The 17,674-nt window shown below is 64.7% G+C and carries 12 protein-coding genes; 11 read left to right on the top strand and 1 reads right to left on the bottom strand.

Annotation, left to right across the window (positions count from 1 at the left end; all coding sequences use genetic code 11):
• Positions 1-30 precede the first annotated feature (30 nt).
• The 3 genes from dapA to pepN all read left to right on the top strand — a co-directional run bounded on the left by dapA (position 31) and on the right by pepN (position 5,752).
• Positions 31-936 carry a 4-hydroxy-tetrahydrodipicolinate synthase gene (gene dapA, locus KIH78_RS06900; protein WP_219131766.1) on the top strand — a complete coding sequence of 302 codons (906 nt, stop codon included), beginning with the start codon at positions 31-33 and terminating at the stop codon, positions 934-936.
• Positions 937-991: 55 nt separating this feature from the next.
• Positions 992-2,866 carry a ribonuclease J gene (locus KIH78_RS06905; protein ID WP_214312857.1) on the top strand — a complete coding sequence of 625 codons (1,875 nt, stop codon included), beginning with the start codon at positions 992-994 and terminating at the stop codon, positions 2,864-2,866.
• A 276-nt stretch (positions 2,867-3,142) separates the two neighbouring features.
• The gene (gene pepN, locus KIH78_RS06910) at positions 3,143-5,752 is read left to right on the top strand and encodes an aminopeptidase N (protein WP_219131767.1); all 2,610 of its coding nucleotides are present in this window, start codon (positions 3,143-3,145) and stop codon (positions 5,750-5,752) included.
• Between the two features lie 757 nt (positions 5,753-6,509).
• On the opposite strand, the gene KIH78_RS06915 is transcribed toward pepN, so the two are convergent.
• Positions 6,510-7,556 carry a hypothetical protein gene (locus tag KIH78_RS06915; protein ID WP_236034493.1) on the bottom strand — a complete coding sequence of 349 codons (1,047 nt, stop codon included), beginning with the start codon at positions 7,554-7,556 and terminating at the stop codon, positions 6,510-6,512.
• A gap of 457 nt (positions 7,557-8,013) precedes the next feature.
• Between KIH78_RS06915 and KIH78_RS06920 the strand changes: the two genes are divergently transcribed.
• The 8 genes from KIH78_RS06920 to glmM all read left to right on the top strand — a co-directional run bounded on the left by KIH78_RS06920 (position 8,014) and on the right by glmM (position 17,351).
• On the top strand, positions 8,014-8,994 hold the full coding sequence (locus KIH78_RS06920; RefSeq protein WP_219131768.1) for a sulfite exporter TauE/SafE family protein: 981 nt from the start codon (positions 8,014-8,016) through the stop codon (positions 8,992-8,994).
• A gap of 80 nt (positions 8,995-9,074) precedes the next feature.
• Entirely contained in the window at positions 9,075-9,800 is a 726-nt protein-coding gene (locus KIH78_RS06925) for a hypothetical protein (RefSeq protein WP_219131769.1), read from the top strand.
• A complete protein-coding gene (locus KIH78_RS06930; RefSeq protein WP_219131770.1) occupies positions 9,797-10,615 on the top strand; it encodes a hypothetical protein in 819 nt (272 codons plus the stop codon). Before KIH78_RS06925 ends, KIH78_RS06930 begins: the two co-directional genes overlap by 4 nt.
• 10 nt (positions 10,616-10,625) lie before the next feature.
• On the top strand, positions 10,626-10,952 hold the full coding sequence (locus KIH78_RS06935) for a hypothetical protein (protein ID WP_214312847.1): 327 nt from the start codon (positions 10,626-10,628) through the stop codon (positions 10,950-10,952).
• Between the two features lie 223 nt (positions 10,953-11,175).
• Positions 11,176-12,174, top strand: coding sequence for a DUF4190 domain-containing protein (locus tag KIH78_RS06940; protein WP_219131771.1), 999 nt, complete (start codon positions 11,176-11,178; stop codon positions 12,172-12,174).
• Positions 12,175-12,392: 218 nt separating this feature from the next.
• Positions 12,393-13,211: a hypothetical protein gene (locus tag KIH78_RS06945; RefSeq protein ID WP_219131772.1), complete on the top strand. Its 819-nt coding sequence runs from the start codon at positions 12,393-12,395 to the stop codon at positions 13,209-13,211.
• 922 nt (positions 13,212-14,133) lie between these two features.
• The gene (locus tag KIH78_RS06950; RefSeq protein WP_236034487.1) at positions 14,134-14,970 is read left to right on the top strand and encodes a hypothetical protein; all 837 of its coding nucleotides are present in this window, start codon (positions 14,134-14,136) and stop codon (positions 14,968-14,970) included.
• Between the two features lie 992 nt (positions 14,971-15,962).
• Positions 15,963-17,351 (top strand): phosphoglucosamine mutase, encoded by a 1,389-nt coding sequence (gene glmM / locus KIH78_RS06955; protein ID WP_219131773.1) that lies wholly within the window; start codon positions 15,963-15,965, stop codon positions 17,349-17,351.
• The last annotated feature ends 323 nt before the right edge of the window (positions 17,352-17,674 follow it).

Below are 17,674 nucleotides of genomic sequence, written 5' to 3' on the forward strand. Positions count from 1 at the left end.
GCGTCCATAACGCGAAGTACGGTGAACACTATGACTGAGAGCGCTATGCATCTGCTGAATCCGGCCCCGTTCGGGCGCATCCTGCCCGCCATGGTCACTCCGATGAAACCCAACGGGGACGTCGATTTCGAAGCGGCGCAGAAACTCGCCAGACAACTCGTCGCGGACGGCGCCGACGGCATCGTCGTCAACGGCACCACCGGCGAATCGCCCGTCACCCACATCGACGAGAAGGTCGACCTCGTGCGTGCCGTCAAGGAGGCCGTCGACGTGCCGGTCGTCTCCGGCGCCGGCTCCAACGACACCGCGCACACCGTGCGCATGGTCGAACAGACGCAGGAGGCGGGCGCCGACGCGGTGCTCGTCGTCATGCCGTACTACTCCCGCCCCTCCCAGGACGGCGTCGTCGGCCACTACAAGGCCGTCGACGAAAGCACCGACAAGCCGATCATCATCTACGACGTGCCCGGACGCACCGGACTCAAGGTGAAGGTCGACACCTACGACCGTCTCGCCGAACTCGAGCACGTCGTGGCCGTCAAGGACGCCACCGGCGACCTCGCCGCCGCCGTCGAGAAGCAGCAGCGCACCGGCCTCGCCTGGTACTCGGGCGACGACGGCCTGTTCCTGCCGTTCCTGTCCATCGGCGCGGTGGGCATCATCTCCGTCATCGCGCACGCGGCCGCCGGCCCCATGCGCGACCTCGCCGAGGCGTTCGACCGCGGCGACATCCACGAGGCACAGCGCCTCGCCAACCGTCTCGCGCCGCTCGTCCACGCCCTCAACGGCGACGGATACCAGGCCGTCATGGCCAAGGCCGCGCTGAAGATCCGCGGCGTCATCGACTCCACCACCATGCGTCTGCCGAACGTCGGCCCGGACGCCAACCAACTCGCCAAGGCCGAGGAAGGCATGCGCGCCGCCGGCCTGCTGTAAAGCCACAGTCCCCGTGAGAGCACGGGGGCGAAAACCCAGGAAACACAAGAAAGCAATGGCACAAGAGAACACCAACACCAAATCCACCAAGAACTCCAAGAACGCCGGCGGCTCCCGCCGGCGCGGAACCGGCGCCGGCCGTGGCCGTGGCACCGGGCGCACCCGCGGCGGCAACACCGGACGCGGACGCCACCAGAACACCACCACACAGGCCACCGCGCCCCAGCAGGACGCCGTCCTCATCGCCCCGCCGAAGTACCGCAAGGGCTCGATGCGCATCACGCCGCTCGGCGGCCTCGGCGAAATCGGCCGCAACATGAACGTCATCGAATACAACGGCCACCTGCTGCTCATCGACTGCGGCGTGCTCTTCCCCGAGGAGGAGCAGCCGGGCGTCGACCTCATCCTGCCGGACTTCAGCTACATCAAGAACCGTCTCGACAAGGTCGAGGCGCTCGTGCTCACCCACGGCCACGAGGACCACATCGGCGGCGTGCCCTACCTGCTCAAGCTCCGTCCGGACATCCCGCTCATCGGCTCCAAGCTCACGCTCGCGTTCGTCGAAGCCAAGTGCAAGGAACACCATCAGAACCCCACCAAGGTGGAGGTCCAGGGCCGCGACAAGCTCAAGGTGGGCCCGTTCGACCTCGAGTTCATCACCGTCACGCACTCCATCCCGGATGCGCTCGCCGTGCACGTGAAGACCCCCGCCGGCTCGCTCATCGACACCGGCGACATCAAGCTCGACCAGCTGCCCCTCGACCACAAGATCACCGACCTCGTCGAATTCGGCAAGATCGGCGAGAAGGGCGTGGACCTGCTCATGATGGACTCCACCAACGCCGAGGTGCCGGGCTTCGTCAAGCCGGAGACCTCCATCGGTCCGGCACTCGACCAGGCGTTTGCGCAGGCCACCCGCAAGATCATCGTCGCGAGCTTCTCCTCGCACGTGCACCGCGTGCAGCAGGTCGTCGACACCGCGCACAAGTACGGCCGCAAGGTCGTGTTCGTGGGCCGCTCCATGGTGCGCAACATGTCCATCGCCGCCGACCTCGGCTACCTGCACATCCCCGAAGGCACCGTCGTGGACCTCAAGCAGGCCAACGACATCCAGGACGACAAGCTCGTCTACATGTGCACCGGCTCCCAGGGCGAGCCGATGGCCGCCCTCGGCCGCATCGCCGACGGCAACCACCGCGACATCCACATCAACGAGTTCGACACCGTCATCCTCGCCAGCTCGCTCATCCCCGGCAACGAGCACGGCGTGTACAAGGTCATCAACAAGCTCGTGCAGCTCGGCGCGAAGGTCGTCAACCGCGACAACGCCGCCGTGCACGTGTCCGGCCACTGCAACGAGGGCGAGCTGCTGTACATGTACAACATCGTCAAGCCCAAGTGCGCCATGCCGATCCACGGCGAGAACCGCCACCTCGTGGCCAACGGCCTCATCGCCGTCAAGACCGGCGTGGACCCGCAGAACGTCGTCCTCGCCGAGGACGGCGACGTGGTGGATCTCTACCACGGCAAGGCCGCGGTCGTCGGTTCCGTGCCGTGCGGCTACGTGTACGTCGACGGCGATTCGGTGGGCGAGCTCACCGACGAGGAGCTCGAGAAGCGCCGAATCCTCGGCACCGAAGGCTTCGTCTCCAGCTTCGTGGTGGTCGACACCGAAGCCCGCGAGGTCGTCTCCGGCCCGAAGATCTACCTCAACGCCGTGGCCGAGGACGAAAGCGAATTCAACAAGATCCGCCACCAGATCGTCGAACAGCTCAACGACGCGATGATGCAGGGCACCACCGACACGTACAAGCTGCAGCAGATCATGCGCCGCACCCTCGGCGGATGGATCGCGCGCCAGCTGCGCCGCAAGCCTATGATCGTCCCCGTCGTGGCCGACATCGCCACCGACGTCGAAGAGCAGCACTGATCCCAAGCCGTTCCGGCACGCCGGAACGGCCTCATCGGACGACACCGCGGGCGCAACGGACACGTGCGGCCGTCACCGACGGCCGTGCGGACGTGACCCGCGGACCATAAAACGTAAGGCTCCCCGCTCGGGGAGCCTTGTCGCGTGGAAGACACATGCGCCGTACGCCACCGGCGCGCCCGCCGTCGGAAACGCACTCCAGCAGACCAACCGCACCGGTCGCATCCCACGGATGCGACCGGTCACAGACAACAAGCATCGCACAAGGAGAACCACATGCCCGGATCGAACCTGACCCGCGTCGAGGCCGAGGAACGCAAGGCCGTCGTCGAAGCGCCCATCCACTACCATGTCAACCTCGACCTGACGGTCGGCGCGAAGACCTTCGGCTCCGACACCCTCATCTGCTTCAACGCGAAGCCGGGCTCCGCCACCTTCCTCGACATCATCGCCGACCAGGTGACCGAAGTGACGCTCAACGGCGTCGCCCTCGACCCCGCCGAAGTGTTCGCCGACGACCGCGTCGAACTCAAGGACCTCAAGGCCAAGAACGAAGTCGTCGTCAAGGCGCTGTGCCGCTACTCCAACACCGGAGAAGGTCTGCACCGCTCCGTCGACCCGTCCGACGGCAACGTGTACCTTTACTCCCAGTTCGAAGTGCCGGACGCCCGCCGCGTGTACGCCGTGTTCGACCAGCCCGACCTCAAGGCCACCTTCGACTTCAAGGTCCTCGCCCCCAAGAGCTGGATCGTCACCTCCAACATGCCCGCGCACAGCGTGGAGGACGACCCGCGCGAGACCCTCGACGGCACCCTCGAAGCCAAGCCGAATGAAACCACCCGCCTGTGGTCCTTCGACCCCACGCCCGTGATGAGCTCCTACCTGACCGCCATCTGCGCCGGACCGTACGCCGAATGGCACACCGAATACCAGAACGAGGACGGCCGCACCGTGCCCATGGCCCAGTACTGCCGCCAGTCTCTCGCCGAAGCGTTCTCCAAGGACGTCGACTACCTGTTCGACATCACCAAGAAGGGCTTCGCGTTCTACGCCAAGACCTGGGGCGTGCCCTACCCGTACGCCAAGTACGACCAGATCTACGTGCCCGAATACAACGCGGGCGCCATGGAGAACATCGGCATGGTCACCATCCGCGACTCCTACGTCTTCGAATCCAAGGTGACCGACGCCCTGGCCGAACGCCGCGTCGTCACCGTGCTCCACGAGCTCGCCCACATGTGGTTCGGCGACTACGTCACCATGAAGTGGTGGAACGACCTGTGGCTCAACGAGAGCTTCGCCGAATTCACCTCCACCCTCGCCACCGCCGAAGCCACCGAATGGCACGACGCATGGGCCACGTTCTGCTCCGGCGAGAAGAGCTGGGCCCTGCGGCAGGACCAGCTGCCCACCACGCACCCGATCGTCGCGCCCATCAACGACCTCAACGACACGTACGTCAACTTCGACGGCATCACCTACGCCAAGGGCGCCTCCGTGCTCAAGCAGCTCGTGTTCTACGTGGGCCGCCGCAAGTTCTTCGAAGGCATCCACAACTACCTCCAGAAGCACGCGTACTCCAACGCCACGCTCGCCGACCTGCTCGGCGAACTCGAGAAGACCTCCGGCCGCGACCTCAAGACCTGGAGCGCCAAGTGGCTCGAGGAATCCGGCATCAACACCATTGCCGCCGACGTGCAGGAGCGTGAGAACGGCGCCATCGACGCGCTCACCCTCACCCAGACCGCGCCCGCCGAACACCCCGTGCTACGCCCGCACCGCCTCGCCATCGGCTTCTACAACGAGGACCCCGCGACCAAGCGCATCGTGCGCACCGACCGCTACGAACTCGACGTGGACGGCGAAACCACCCTCGTGGACGCCGTGGCTGGCAAGCAGCGCCCCTCGCTCGTGCTCGTCAACGACGAGGACCTCACCTACACGAAGATCCGCTTCGACGCCGACTCCCTGCGCTTCGCCGAACAGCGCCTGCCCGACTTCGATGACGCGCTCGCCCGCGCCGTGATCTGGCTCGCCTTCTGGGACATGACCCGCGACGGCGAATTCCCCGCCGAACGCTTCGTGGACCTCACCCTGCGCCTGCTCGCCCGGGAGACCGAATCCACCACGTTCCGCTACGCGCTCGCCTGCATGAGCACCACCGCGCACCACTACGTGGCCGCCGACCGCCGCGAGACCGTGCTGCGCCACGTGGCCGCCGAACTGTGGAAGCTCGTCGCCGCCGCACCCGGCGGCTCCGACCAGCAGTTCCAGCTCGCCACCGCCTACCTCGGCTACGGCGAGGAAGGCGACCAGGCGTTCATCGAGCACGCCCGCGGACTGCTCGACGGCGACGTCATCGTGCCCGGACTGGACATCGACAACAACTTCACGTGGACCATCGTCAACGCGCTCGCCTCCGTGAACGCGTTCGGCGAGACCGACATCGACGCGCAGCTCGCCAAGCGCGAGACCACCGAGAACCGCGAGTTCGCGTACGGCGCGAAGGCCGTGCGCGGCACCGCCGAGGCGAAGGCGTGGGCGTGGGACCAGGCGCTCCACAACGAGGAGCTCACCAACAGCCAGCTCGAGGCCGTGGCCCGCGGATTCGCCGCCACGCCGCGCACCGACCTGGCCGAGCCGTACGCGGCCAAGTACTTCGAGACCATCGACTGGATCTGGGGCAACAAGACCTACCACATGGCCGAGGCGCTGCTCAACGGCCTGTACCCGGGCTACGCCGACCCCGCCACGCTCGTCTCGCTCGGTGAGTCCTGGCTGGAAGGCCACGCCGATGCCGCGGACGCCCTGAAGCGTCTCGTCGTCGAGAACGTCGCCTCCTCAAAGCGCACCCTCAACGTGCGCCGCTACAACGAGGGGCTGTGACCTGGTCCGGTTATGACGCGGTCCGGTTGTGACGCGGTCTGGTTGTGACACCGGGTGATGCGTGGATTCACGGCGTGGATCATCGCTGAAGCCTGCTGAAGCCGTATGGGGCGTGCCGAATCGATTCGGCACGCCCCATACGCATATGACTGCATGCCACATACCCGTATGGCAATGCGGTTGCGGGTATGCAATAGCCTATTCGGGCATATCCCGGGTGTGTACCACTCGGGTGGGGGACATGACCGTGTTCCGCGCTTTGACGGTGTTGTGTACCCCGGGGCTCTGGTACGCAATGTGATTCCGAGGACCTGTGGTGTTGTGTACCCCGGGGCTCTGGTACGCAATGTGATTCCGAGGGCCTGTGGTGTTGTGTACCCCGAATTTGCGGTACACAACGCGGTTTCAGGGGCTGATGGCATTGCGTGCCGCGGCGGACCATGGTGCTCACGATGAGAACGGCCATTTCCCAACGGTTCGCCATGGCGTGAGCCGAAACATCGGGGTACACGGTCTTGCGGGATGCGTTAATCGTGTTGTGTACCCCGAATTTGCGGTACGCAACGTCATGAATCTCTGTATCAGCGTTGCGTACCACTGGCAATGCAGATGTATACCGGTGAGCCGTTGCCCGTCCATGACATTCCGCTGGATTCCGTGTCACCTGTCCGTCGGCGCTTCCCCACCGGACGTCCGCATTTCCATTACCCATCCTCCGTCCGGTTTCTGTATACCGTCCGATTCCTGTACTCCGTTCCTACATCCCGCCCGTATCCGATCGCCCGGCTCGTTCCCGCGCGATACGTTCCAACGGCCGGGCGAGGACATGGAAATCGAATATGGCGCCGCGTCCTGCGAGCACACGGGCGATGGAGAAGGCGAAATCGGCGCGGGACGCGTCATCGGCGAGTGTGGCCGCGGTGGCGATGCCGATGTGCCAGCCTCTGCCGCGAAGACGATCCCTCTTCTCCTGGTCGCGCCGCCATTGCGCCCGGTCGGTGCGATGCTGATCACCGTCGTATTCCACGGCGACCAGATGCGCCGGCCATGCGAGGTCCAATGTCATGGGGCTGCCGGAACGGAATGTCACATCGGGAACGGTGTAGCTTGCCACGGGATCGGGTAGTCCGTGAGCCAGCAGCCCGAGACGGGTGCGTGTCTCCTGCGGTGACTCCGCATGGGGACGCATCATTGCCATGGCCTGTTCGCATAGCCGTTTGCCTTTGAACCGGGGCATCGAGGTGAGCCATGCATCAAGCTCCCGCAGGATGGTGTCCGGTGCCCGTCCGTTCGCCAGCGCCGGTTGACGGCTTATCGCGGTGACGATCGACTCGCCGAGTATGATGGTCGATTCCAACGTCAGGTGGTTGGACAGCTGCGCCCACGTGTGGCGCAGGTCCAGCGCGTATACGAGCCGGTTGATGCGGATGTGGTCTGATGGTGGCAGCGGTTTCCAGATGTGGTTGCGCATTGTCGATGCGCGTTTGCGCACGCGTTTGGTCCTGCTGCTGGATACCGTATGCAGCAGTGTCTCATCGATGCCGCAATCAGGCGGAATCGGTACGGTCTGCAGCATGAGTGACGTGGTCATGCCGAACAGCAGGGTCGTTTTCGCGGACTGGGCCTCCTGCGTGCATCGGCGGATGACATCCTGTCTGCGTTGGACGAGGCTCATGGTCATGGGCGCGGTGCTCGTGGATATGTCCGTTGTGGTGTCCGCCGTACGCCGGTGGGTCACAACCGACGCGCTCGAAGCCGGCGGTGGGCAGGGGAGAGACACCGAGGGAACGGCTGGCTCATCCATGCCGTCCACGGGCTCGTAGGTCCAATCGTCATCGATCATCGTGTTCGTGTTCATACGGGCACGGTACGGGGAACGGACGTCGCGTGTAAACCCGATGCAGGGGTTGTGGTCGGAGCCCTCGCGAATCTTCACAATCGGGATTGGCCAGCATAGGACGTCCACGCATCAGGAGGACACGTACCAAGAGGCACGCCATGGCAGGCATGCAACGGTGCCCGTCCGTTCGCCGTTGGATGCGCCGACGCGTCGTTCGGCGCGCGTCCATGCATCGGCGTGCGATCGCGAAGACTCCGGAGGGGTGGCGCGGTCCGTATGGCAAGAGAAAACCCGCGGCCGGTTCCCAACGGCGTATCCTCGCAACAGGTTGATAGGAAAACCAGGGTTCCCGTGTGCTCCGTGGAAGGCATGCCCTGTCATGGACGCGGGACGATGCATGACGAGGTTGAAGGATGTGGATATGGTCGCGGGTTTTTCCTTGGTGACGCTGCTGTTGATTCTGCTGGCCGGTGTGGGTGCGGGATTCGTCGGGTATGCGGTGGGTGCCTCGTCGCTTGTCTCGTACCCCGCGCTGCTCGCATGCGGCATCCCGCCGGTGCTGGCGAACGCCTCGAACACGGTGGGTGTGGTCGGCACCGGCATCGGCGGCGTGATGGGCGCGCGTCGCGAACTGAAGGGACAGACGCTGCGCTCGGTGGTCTACGTGGCCGTGGGTGCCGTGGGCGGGGTGATCGGCGCGTTCCTGCTGCTCGAACTCGATCCGAAGGTGTTCGAATTCGCCGCGCCCGCGTTGATCCTGTTCTCGTCGCTCATCATCGCGGTCAACCCGCGCGGACGCATGCAGGCGAAGCAGGCGGCCGCCGACGCGAACGCGCAGTTGGCGCGCATGCGGAACGCCGAGGCATCCGCCGCAACGGGTGTGTCCGATAAGTCCGACAAACCCGATAAGTCCGACAAACCCGATAAGTCCGACAAACCCGATAAGACCGACAAACGTTCGTCCGTCGCCTCCGGTCCGTCTGCCGCACCCACTTCGTCCGCCGCGTCCGATTCCCTCGAACGCCCCGTGCAGCCGCTGAAGAAGGACTCCTGGTGGGTGTGGCTCGGCGTCGACGCGGTCGCTGTGTATTCCGGATACTTCGGCGCGGGCGCCGGCACGCTCGCGCTCGCCGTGCTCGACGCGGCGAAGATCGGCCCGTTCCATAAGATCAACGCGTTGAAGACGCTGATCGGCACGGGCGCGAACATCACCGCGTCGGTCGTGTTCATCGCGCGCGGCGCCGTCGACTGGCCCGCCGCGATCATGCTGTGCATCGGCTGTTTCATCGGAGGGTACATCGCCCCGCCCATCACCCGACGCATCCCCGCGAACATCATGCGCGCCGCCGCCGTGATCGCCGGCGTCGTCCTCACCATCGACCTCGCGTTGAAGACGTACTGAATCGTCGTGTCGCCGCGACGGTTCCTTCCTCGACGGCGATAGACTGGGCGATACCGGGAAACGGGGGAATCGAGGCGACGATGCGCAGACCGAACGGCAGACTGCTGGACAATCCGCTCTCGCAGGGAAACGTGGCCGCACGCCTCGTGGCGAACCGCACCGAACAGTGGCTCGCCGGACCGGGCGCCGTGGACCGGGTGGCGTCCGCGTACGCGGCCGGATGGATGCTGTGGGACTACACGCACGGACGGCTCATCGGATGGCAGTCCGGGCCGAACGACGTGTACGGCGTCACCCGGCATTGGCGTCATGTAATCTTCACCATGCCGAGCGCCGAATCGGAGAACGCGATGGTCGCCACGGCCGTGGGACAGCTCGCCGTGGACCATCTGCTGCCGTTCGGCGCGGACATCGCCGCCAGCATGGCCATGGGCGATGAGGAGGCGCGGCGGAACGCGGAACGTCGCATCGTGCTGCAGCCGCCGGACGGGCCGGACATGATGCCGTTGACCGCGCGCGCCGTCCAACTGCTGCAATGGGCGGACGCGACGGTCGGCGCCATGCGGTTCGTGGACGTGCCGCTCCTCATGGCGAACGCGGCCGCCGCGCGCGTCGCGCTCGCCGAATTCACGTTCCGCGAATACCGGGGACTGATCTGCGAGAGCGTGCCGGGAGCGGGCATGAGCCCGTACCCGCCTGCATGCCCGCCCGGCTGGACGCCGCCCGTGAACAGGCATGTGAACGGTCCCAACAGTCCCATGAACGGTCCCGTGAACAGGTCCGTGTATAGAGGAGGCGCGCGATGACCGTCCGCGCCGTCGGCATCTGGCGGTCGAACACTCCTGCGTCGAACCCCCGCCACTGGGCGCGACGCGGCTGGTATGGGCCGGGGCATACGGGCGGCGCCGCGCGTCCCTCGTTCGACCTGCCGCGTTGCCTGTTCTTCACTGCCGCGTCGGGTCGTGATGCGCCGGTCGCGCCCGATGACGGGATGCCGTTGGGCGGTCCCGCGGACCGCCGTTGGCAGTCGCGTCTTACATGGCGTGACGGCTGGGTGGCGGCCGATTGCGATTCCGTCGATCGTTTGTCTGGTGGTTTGGACTCGTCGACCGACGGAGTCGTGTCGCCGTATTACCGTCCGGTCCGACCGATGCCGTCCCTATGGAATCGTGAGGTGAATGAAGCGTGGTTCGATGTGCTGCGTGCTCCGTTTCCGTTGACCTCGGATGTCTCATTGACGTTGCATGCGACGTGTTCGTTGGGTCATGTGGACGATCCGCCGTTCATGCTGCCGTATACGGGCAGGCCATCGGTCTGTATGGTCGAGCTGATGAACGGTATGGCGATGAAGCCGGGTTGGATTGTATGGAATGGGTACCTGTATGTGTGGGTGAACCGGATGTACTGGTGCCGCATGCCCGGCGCCGATCCGGATTTGGAATATCTGGCGTCCGGTATGGCGGCCTCGATGGAATTGGTCTTGTTTCGTGCGTATTGCACGTACTATGAGCAGTTGCGACGCGAATTGCCTTGCCCGTATGCGGGGCCGATCGTGTGGCCGGACCAGTGCGACCCTCGGTTCCCGCTGCCGTCCGATCCGCGATACGGTGCGTACGTGTAGGAGGATGCCGATGTCGCGTCTCATGGAACGGGTGGACCGTCTGGATCGTCTGGCGGAACGCCTGACACGGATTCACATGGACTGGCTGCTGTACCTGATCTGGTTCGCGGTCTGGCTCATACCCGGCACGATGCAGGATGCGCCGCCGAATCTGCCGCAACGGCTGATGTTGGTGCTCTACATCCCGTTCTTCCCGATGATGACGTTCGTGTGCTGGCGATGCATGCGTACGAGGAACCTGAAGGTAAGACATTGGCGGTATCCGGGCGGAGTGTTCAGCATGTGGATGCTGACCGTGCTCATGGAGGGAGTGGCGATTTCGACCTTGATGAGATAGGACGTGAACGGGTGTGGGGGACGGAATCATGCGGGTCGGGTTTCGTAGGTGGCGCGATAGGGGGTAGGCTGGACGTGAAGGGATTTCCTGAATGGTACGGCGATCTCCTCGGAATCATCCAACGGCGGCGTGAGCCGTCGAACGCATGAAGGAGTGCGGACGTCAAGGTGGGGCATCATACGACGATGAACGACCGGATCCGCCAAGAAGGGAAACAGGTACGATGACCAATCCAACGATGAACCCACAGGGCCAGTGGAATCCCGCGCCTCCGGCGGGGCAGCCGGGAGTGTACGGCCAGGGCGGGCAATACGGCGGCGCGTACGGCGCGCCGGCTGGCCAGTATCCGGGAAGCCAGTATCAGGGCGGCGTGTATCCGTCAGGCGGCCAATACCCCGGAGGTTCGTATCCCGGTGGCCCCGGCCCGTATCCGGGCGGTCCAGCCAATCCGTATCCTGGCGGTCCGGCTAATCCGTACCAGCAGCCGCAGCAGGCGAAATGGAACACGATGGCGATCGTCGGCTTCATTGGCTCGTTCTTCATCAGCCTGCTCGGCCTCATCTGCTCCATCATCGGCTACCGCCAGACCGGACAGACCGGCGAGAAGGGACGCGGCCTCGCGCTCGCCGGCATCATCATCAGCGGCGCCAGCATGGTGCTGAGCCTCATCCTGGTCATCGGCGTCATCGGCGGGGCCGTCGCGACGAGCGGCAGCCACTCGAGCGGTTCCACCGGCGGCGACGGGTCGTCGCTCGCCGAGCCTTCGCCCAAGTCCGATTCCGGATCCGGTTCCGACGGCGGTTCAGGCTCGTCCGGTTCGTCCGGTTCCGATTCGGGGTCCGGCTCCGGTTCGCTGCGCGGCGGCAAGACGTATGCGAACATGGACGAGTTCGTCCAGTCCGGCGACGGCACCGACTTCATCGATTCGATTGCCCAGGCGTTCACCAAGAACGGGCTGAACCCGATCGTCAGCGGCCAAGGCGACACGCTCACCTACGACATCTTCATCATGCCCACGTTCGACGGCTCCAACGACGAATACGAGGATTCCAGCGCATGGGAGTCGATGTTCGACACGAAGGACTCCTATTTCGCCGAGAAATGCCAGGAACTCGACAAGCAGGTCAAGACCTCGTCCGGCGCGAAGATCCGCATCCACATCCAAGGCGGCGACGGTGACATCTTCGACCGCACATGGGATGTGGACGGCGCCGTCAATTAGCCGTCGGCCGTCGAAACCGTCCGACAATCGTACGGTCGACCGGGCGGGAATGGAGACGGACTCACGCCGTCGGGCCTCCGACATCGGGTTCCGCACGTACGCGTCTGCGTGCGGAACCCGGGCGTCACACCCGGGCGGCCATCGGAGCGTGATGGACCGGAACATGAAACCGGATGACAGAACCGAAGGGGAACCGGAATCGGAGACAGAGGAGGACGATGGCGGAATCGTGGCTCGAATGGGTTCGCGCCGAGAACCCGCGGCACAATCCGCATCATTGGAAATACCGTGGCTGGACCAGCCAGCTGGAGGTCACGTCGCCGACGTACGCATTTCCGACGTTCGCGTTCGACCTGCCATGGAGCCTGTTCTGGATGGCCGTATCCGGCAGCGACGTGCCCACCGGCAAGGTGACGGACGACACGCTGCGGCATATGAGGTCGCACGACGCCACATGGATCCAGCCGACGTTCTGCTGGCGCGACGACGGCTGGATGGTGATGAGCATCGACAGCTTCCATCGCACCAGCTTCACCCGCTGGTTCAAACCGGTGCGACCGCTGCCTGATCAGGGCATAGGTTTCTTCGAACAGGGCCGTTCCACCGCGCTCTACGTGATGCGCGCTCCATTCCCGCTCACCCTGGACACGTCCATCACCCTGCACTCCACCTGTTCGCTGGGACACGTGGACGATCCGCCGTTCATGCCGCCGTACTGCGGCAATCCCTCGTCGCGGATGATCGAGCTGATGAACTCCGTGCCCGCGAAACCCGGGTACATCGTCTGGAACGGGTTCCTGCACGTATGGTTCAACCACCTGCTATGGGATCAAGTGGATACCGCGCCCAAACGCCTGCTGGACACCATGGCGGTGTCCGCGCCGGCCGAACTCATCCTGTTCCGCGCGTACAAACTGTATTACGAGCAGCTGCGACGCGAACTGCCACAACCCTATGAGGGGCCGATCGTGTGGCCCGACCAATGCGATCCGCGCTTCCCGCTGCCGGGCGATCCGCGGTATTCCGCGTACCGGTGAGGGGTGTGGTTCTTGTTCCTGTGAGGAAGGCAGGCAGGTTTCGTGGTGTTTCGTGGTGTTCCGTGGACCCGGAGTGCTGTGTGGTGTGTGGATTGCGTTCCGGTCCGGAGCGCCGTGGTCCGGAGTGCTGTGGAGTGGTGTTTTCTTGTTCCGGGTGCAGGTTCTGTGGCCCCGGAGCGGGGGAGAGGGGTGCTGACGCGTTCCGGACCGGGGTGCCGTGGTCCGGAATGCCGTAGGGCTTGCGATTGCTGTTCCGGTGGCAGATTTCGTGGACCCGGAGTGCTGTGTGGCGTGTGGGTTGCGTTTCGGTCCGGAGCGCCGTGGTCCGGAGTGCTGTGGAGTGGCGTTTTCTTGTTCCGGTGGCAGATTTCGTGGACCCGGAGTGCTGTTAGGCTCGTGTTTTCTGTTCCGGACCGGAGCGCTGTGGTCCGGAATGCCGTGGGATGGTGTTTTCCTGTTCCGGGGCCAGAATACGCGGACCGCGGTGCATGCCTGGAATGGGGTGTGACATCTTTTGCCAATGGACACTATATGGGCGAGTCGGTGTCCGAACCTGCTTCGCATGCGTGAAGACTATTCCGTACAGTTTGAAATGTGAAGATTTACGAGGGCTCTATCCACATTGCCCGGATGGGCTTTTCCGGATGTGCCCCGGTTGTCTACCGTGAACGGCATGAACGCTTGTGATGCCAATGTAGGCCATGCCAATGCCGCCCGTGCCGGTGCGGTCCGTGCTGATGCCGCGGGTACCGGCGCCTCCACGCCCTATGTCTCCTCGCCCATGTCCGTATCCGTGCCTGAGACCATGATGGCGGTTCCTCCGGATACACCTCCGGGCGGACCTCCGGGCATACCATCCGATGCGCCGATGCCAATGGGGGAGAGTCTCGCCCAGCGTCGTGCGGACATGGTCCGACGATGCATGGAACAGGTCGAATCGTTGCGAAGGCCGATGCTGTTCGGCATGACCACATCGTTGGTGCTGCAGTCGGTGCCGCTCCCCGATGATTGCCCGTTCGGCACTGATCTGCTGCACTCCGTATCGGGCAGCAAACGGAAGCGCATACGGGCGCGGGGTGTTCGGCACCATACGTGGAGCCCGTTGCGTCACGCCCACAACGTGTGCATCGGGACATGCGTGGGACAACGGGCGTATGCGCTTGACTTGTTCCATACATGGGCGCAGATGTCGCCGTACCTGTCTCTGCCTTCACTCGTCATGCTCGGTGAGTCGGTCATCACTTCGATCGCGCGTCAACGCGAGTTGGCCAATGGACGTACGTCTGAGCAGATTCATGCGGATATGCAGCTGTTCCTTGAGCGGATTCCGAGATTCACCGGCAAATGCAAATGCGCACGGGCCATGGCGTTGATTCGTCCGAATGTGGATTCCCCCCAGGAGACGAAGACGCGGCTCATGCTGTCGTCGCACGGGTTGCCCGAATGCGTGGTGAATTACGCCGTGCCCGGCGTCTCGTTCGATTCGGGCGTAGCGATGACGTTGGATATGGCATGGCCGGATTATCACGTGGCGGTGGAATACGATGGCGACCATCATCGTGTGGACCGGGACCAGTGGCGCCGCGACCGCAGCAAACGTGGCCGTCTGAACGGCCGCGACTGGGTGGTGTTCACGGCGACTGCCGCCACGCTTGCCGACGCCGCGGCCAGTGCGGAATTCGCGTTCGGTGTGGCGCGACAGTTGACGTTGCGTGGAGCGTCGTTCCCCTTTCATGTGGTGGCGCGGAGTCTGGAATAGGGGGACTGCTGCGGAATGTATGTTGTTCGTATGGGCCGCGGCTTTATGAACTGGAACACTGCAGAGTGCACGATTCCGATCTCGGGTCCACGTTGTTTTCTCATGCTCGTGACAGGTTGGTGTCCGATGGGACACCGTGATTTGTGAAGGAGTGTTGTGGGGGAGAAGGCCGTGGATGGTGTGATGGAGGAGTTGTTGTGGGGATGATGCAGACGAGGTGCCGAGGGCTGTCTGGACTGGATGGCCGGTGGTGATGTTGACACGTGACATGCCGGTGTCCCATCGGACACCGGCATGTCACGCGCTGGTTACGGGGGAGATGAGTCCGGAGCGTGCGGTGGGGTTGTTGGTGTGTTCCGGACCAGAGGCGTGTGGGCCGGAACGATGTGAGGCGTGTGGTTCCGGTTCCGGGTCCAGGTTGCGTGGTGTTCTGTGGACCCGGAGTGCTGTGGGACTTGTGATTTTGGTTCCGGACCAGAGGCGTGTGGGCCGGAACGATGTGAGGCGTGTGGTTCCGGTTCCGGGTCCAGGTTGCGTGGTGTTCTGTGGACCCGGAGTGCTGTGTGGTGTGCGGGTAACGTTCCGGACCGGAGCGCTGTGGTCCGGAATGCCGTAGGGCTTGCGATTGCTGTTCCGGTGGCAGATTTCGTGGACCCGGAGTGCTGTTAGGCTCGTGTTTTCTGTTCCGGACCGGGGTGCCGTGGTCCGGAATGCCGTGGGATGGCGTTTTTCTGTTCCGGGTCCATTCGATTATGTGTCCATGCGATCATGCCTGAGTCCCGCCGGACTCTGCCAGCTCTCCCGCCCTCCCGCAGGCCCTCATCCTCACGATTGTGGCCGATTTGGGCGGCAATCGGACGAATCGGGTGATTTCCCGGCTCGCGCCGATTACCATGGGGCAGGGTAACGGGACGGGCCGGCTTGCGTTGCTTGGCGCTCGTCGTGCATGCCCCCGCAACATGTTCGAATACTCGGATGAAGGATGCAGAACAATGCCGAAGATGTTTGGAACCGATGGTGTTCGCGGTCTGGCGAACCGTGATCTGACCGCGCGCCTCGCGCTCGACTTGGGCGATGCCGCCGTGCGCGTGCTGGGCAAGGCCGGCCAGAAGGACGAGAACCAGCCGGAGGGCCGCCGTCGTGCGCTCGTCGGCCGCGATACGCGCGTGTCCGGCGATTTCCTCGCGTCCGCGCTGTCCGCGGGCATGGCCGCCGGCGGCTTCGACGTGATCGACGCGGGCATCATCCCCACGCCGGGCGTGGCGTTCCTCACCTCCGTGCTCAACGTGGAGATGGGCGCCGTGATCTCCGCCTCCCACAACCCCATGCCGGACAACGGCATCAAGTTCTTCGCGCGCGGCGGTTTCAAGCTGCCGGATGCGAAGGAGGATGAGATCGAGGCGGTGCTCGGCCAGGATTGGGAGCGTCCCACCGGCGCCGGCGTGGGTCGTGTGAGCCATGACACGGTGACCGCCACGAACCTGTACATCGACCATCTGGTCTCCTCGATCGCCCCGCTCAACCCGGACAAGACGCAGCCGAAGCCGCTCAAGGGCCTCAAGATCGTGGCGGATTGCGCGAACGGCGCCACGTCCGTGGTGGCTCCGGAGGCGTTGCGCCGCGCAGGCGCGGACGTGATCGTCATCAACGCCTCCCCGGACGGCTACAACATCAACAAGCATGCGGGCTCCACGCATCCGGAGCAGCTGCAGGCCATGGTCAAGGCCACGGACGCGGTGATGGGCGTCGCGTTCGACGGCGATGCCGACCGTTGCCTCGCCGTGGACGAGGACGGCAACATGGTGAACGGCGATCAGATCATGGGCATTCTCGCGCGCGCCAAGAAGGAGGCGGGCAAGCTCGCCGACAACACGCTCGTGGTGACCGTGATGAGCAACCTCGGTCTGAAGCTCGCTCTGAAGGACATGGGCATCAAGACCGTGCAGACCGCGGTGGGCGACCGCTACGTGCTGGAGGAGATGCTGCGCGGCGGCTACACGCTGGGCGGCGAACAATCCGGCCACGTCATCAACCGCGAGTTCGCCACCACCGGCGACGGCACGCTCACGGCCCTCACCCTGTGCAACGAGGTGGTGCGTTCCGGCAAGAGCCTCAAGGAGCTGGCCGCGGACTTCCCGCAGTTGCCGCAGACGCTCGTCAACGTGCCGAACGTGGACAAGATGGCCGCCACCACGAACGCCAAGGTGCAGGCCGCTGTGGAGAAGGAGTCGAAGCTGCTGGGCGAGACCGGCCGCGTGCTGCTGCGTCCGTCCGGCACCGAGCCGCTGGTGCGTGTGATGGCCGAGGCCGCCACGCAGGAGCAGGCCGACGAGGTGTGCGACCGTCTGGCGAAGGTCGTCGCCGAGGAACTCGCCCTGTAAGGGAGACGCGGTTCGTTCCGCGACGAGGCGGCCATCGTCCGTTCGTTCGACGACCGTCTGTTCATTCGACGGCAGTCGTCCGTACGTTCGACGACCGCCCGTACGTTCGATGATTGTCTCCGTTCGGCGGCCGTCCTCACGTTCGGCGGCCGTCCGTTCGCCCGTCGGGCGGGTGCTCATCAGACGTCCGATCAGTACGTTTGATGCAACCGTCCGACCCGGGCCCCGCCGACGTCCGTTCGTCAACGTTCCGCTTCGCTGACGCCCGGCCCGGCAACCCCAGGTCCCAAGCCCCGCAGCCCCACCCNTCCACGCACCCCGCC

Source organism: Bifidobacterium saguinibicoloris (assembly GCF_019331725.1).
Classification (GTDB): Bacteria; Actinomycetota; Actinomycetes; order Actinomycetales; family Bifidobacteriaceae; genus Bifidobacterium; species Bifidobacterium saguinibicoloris.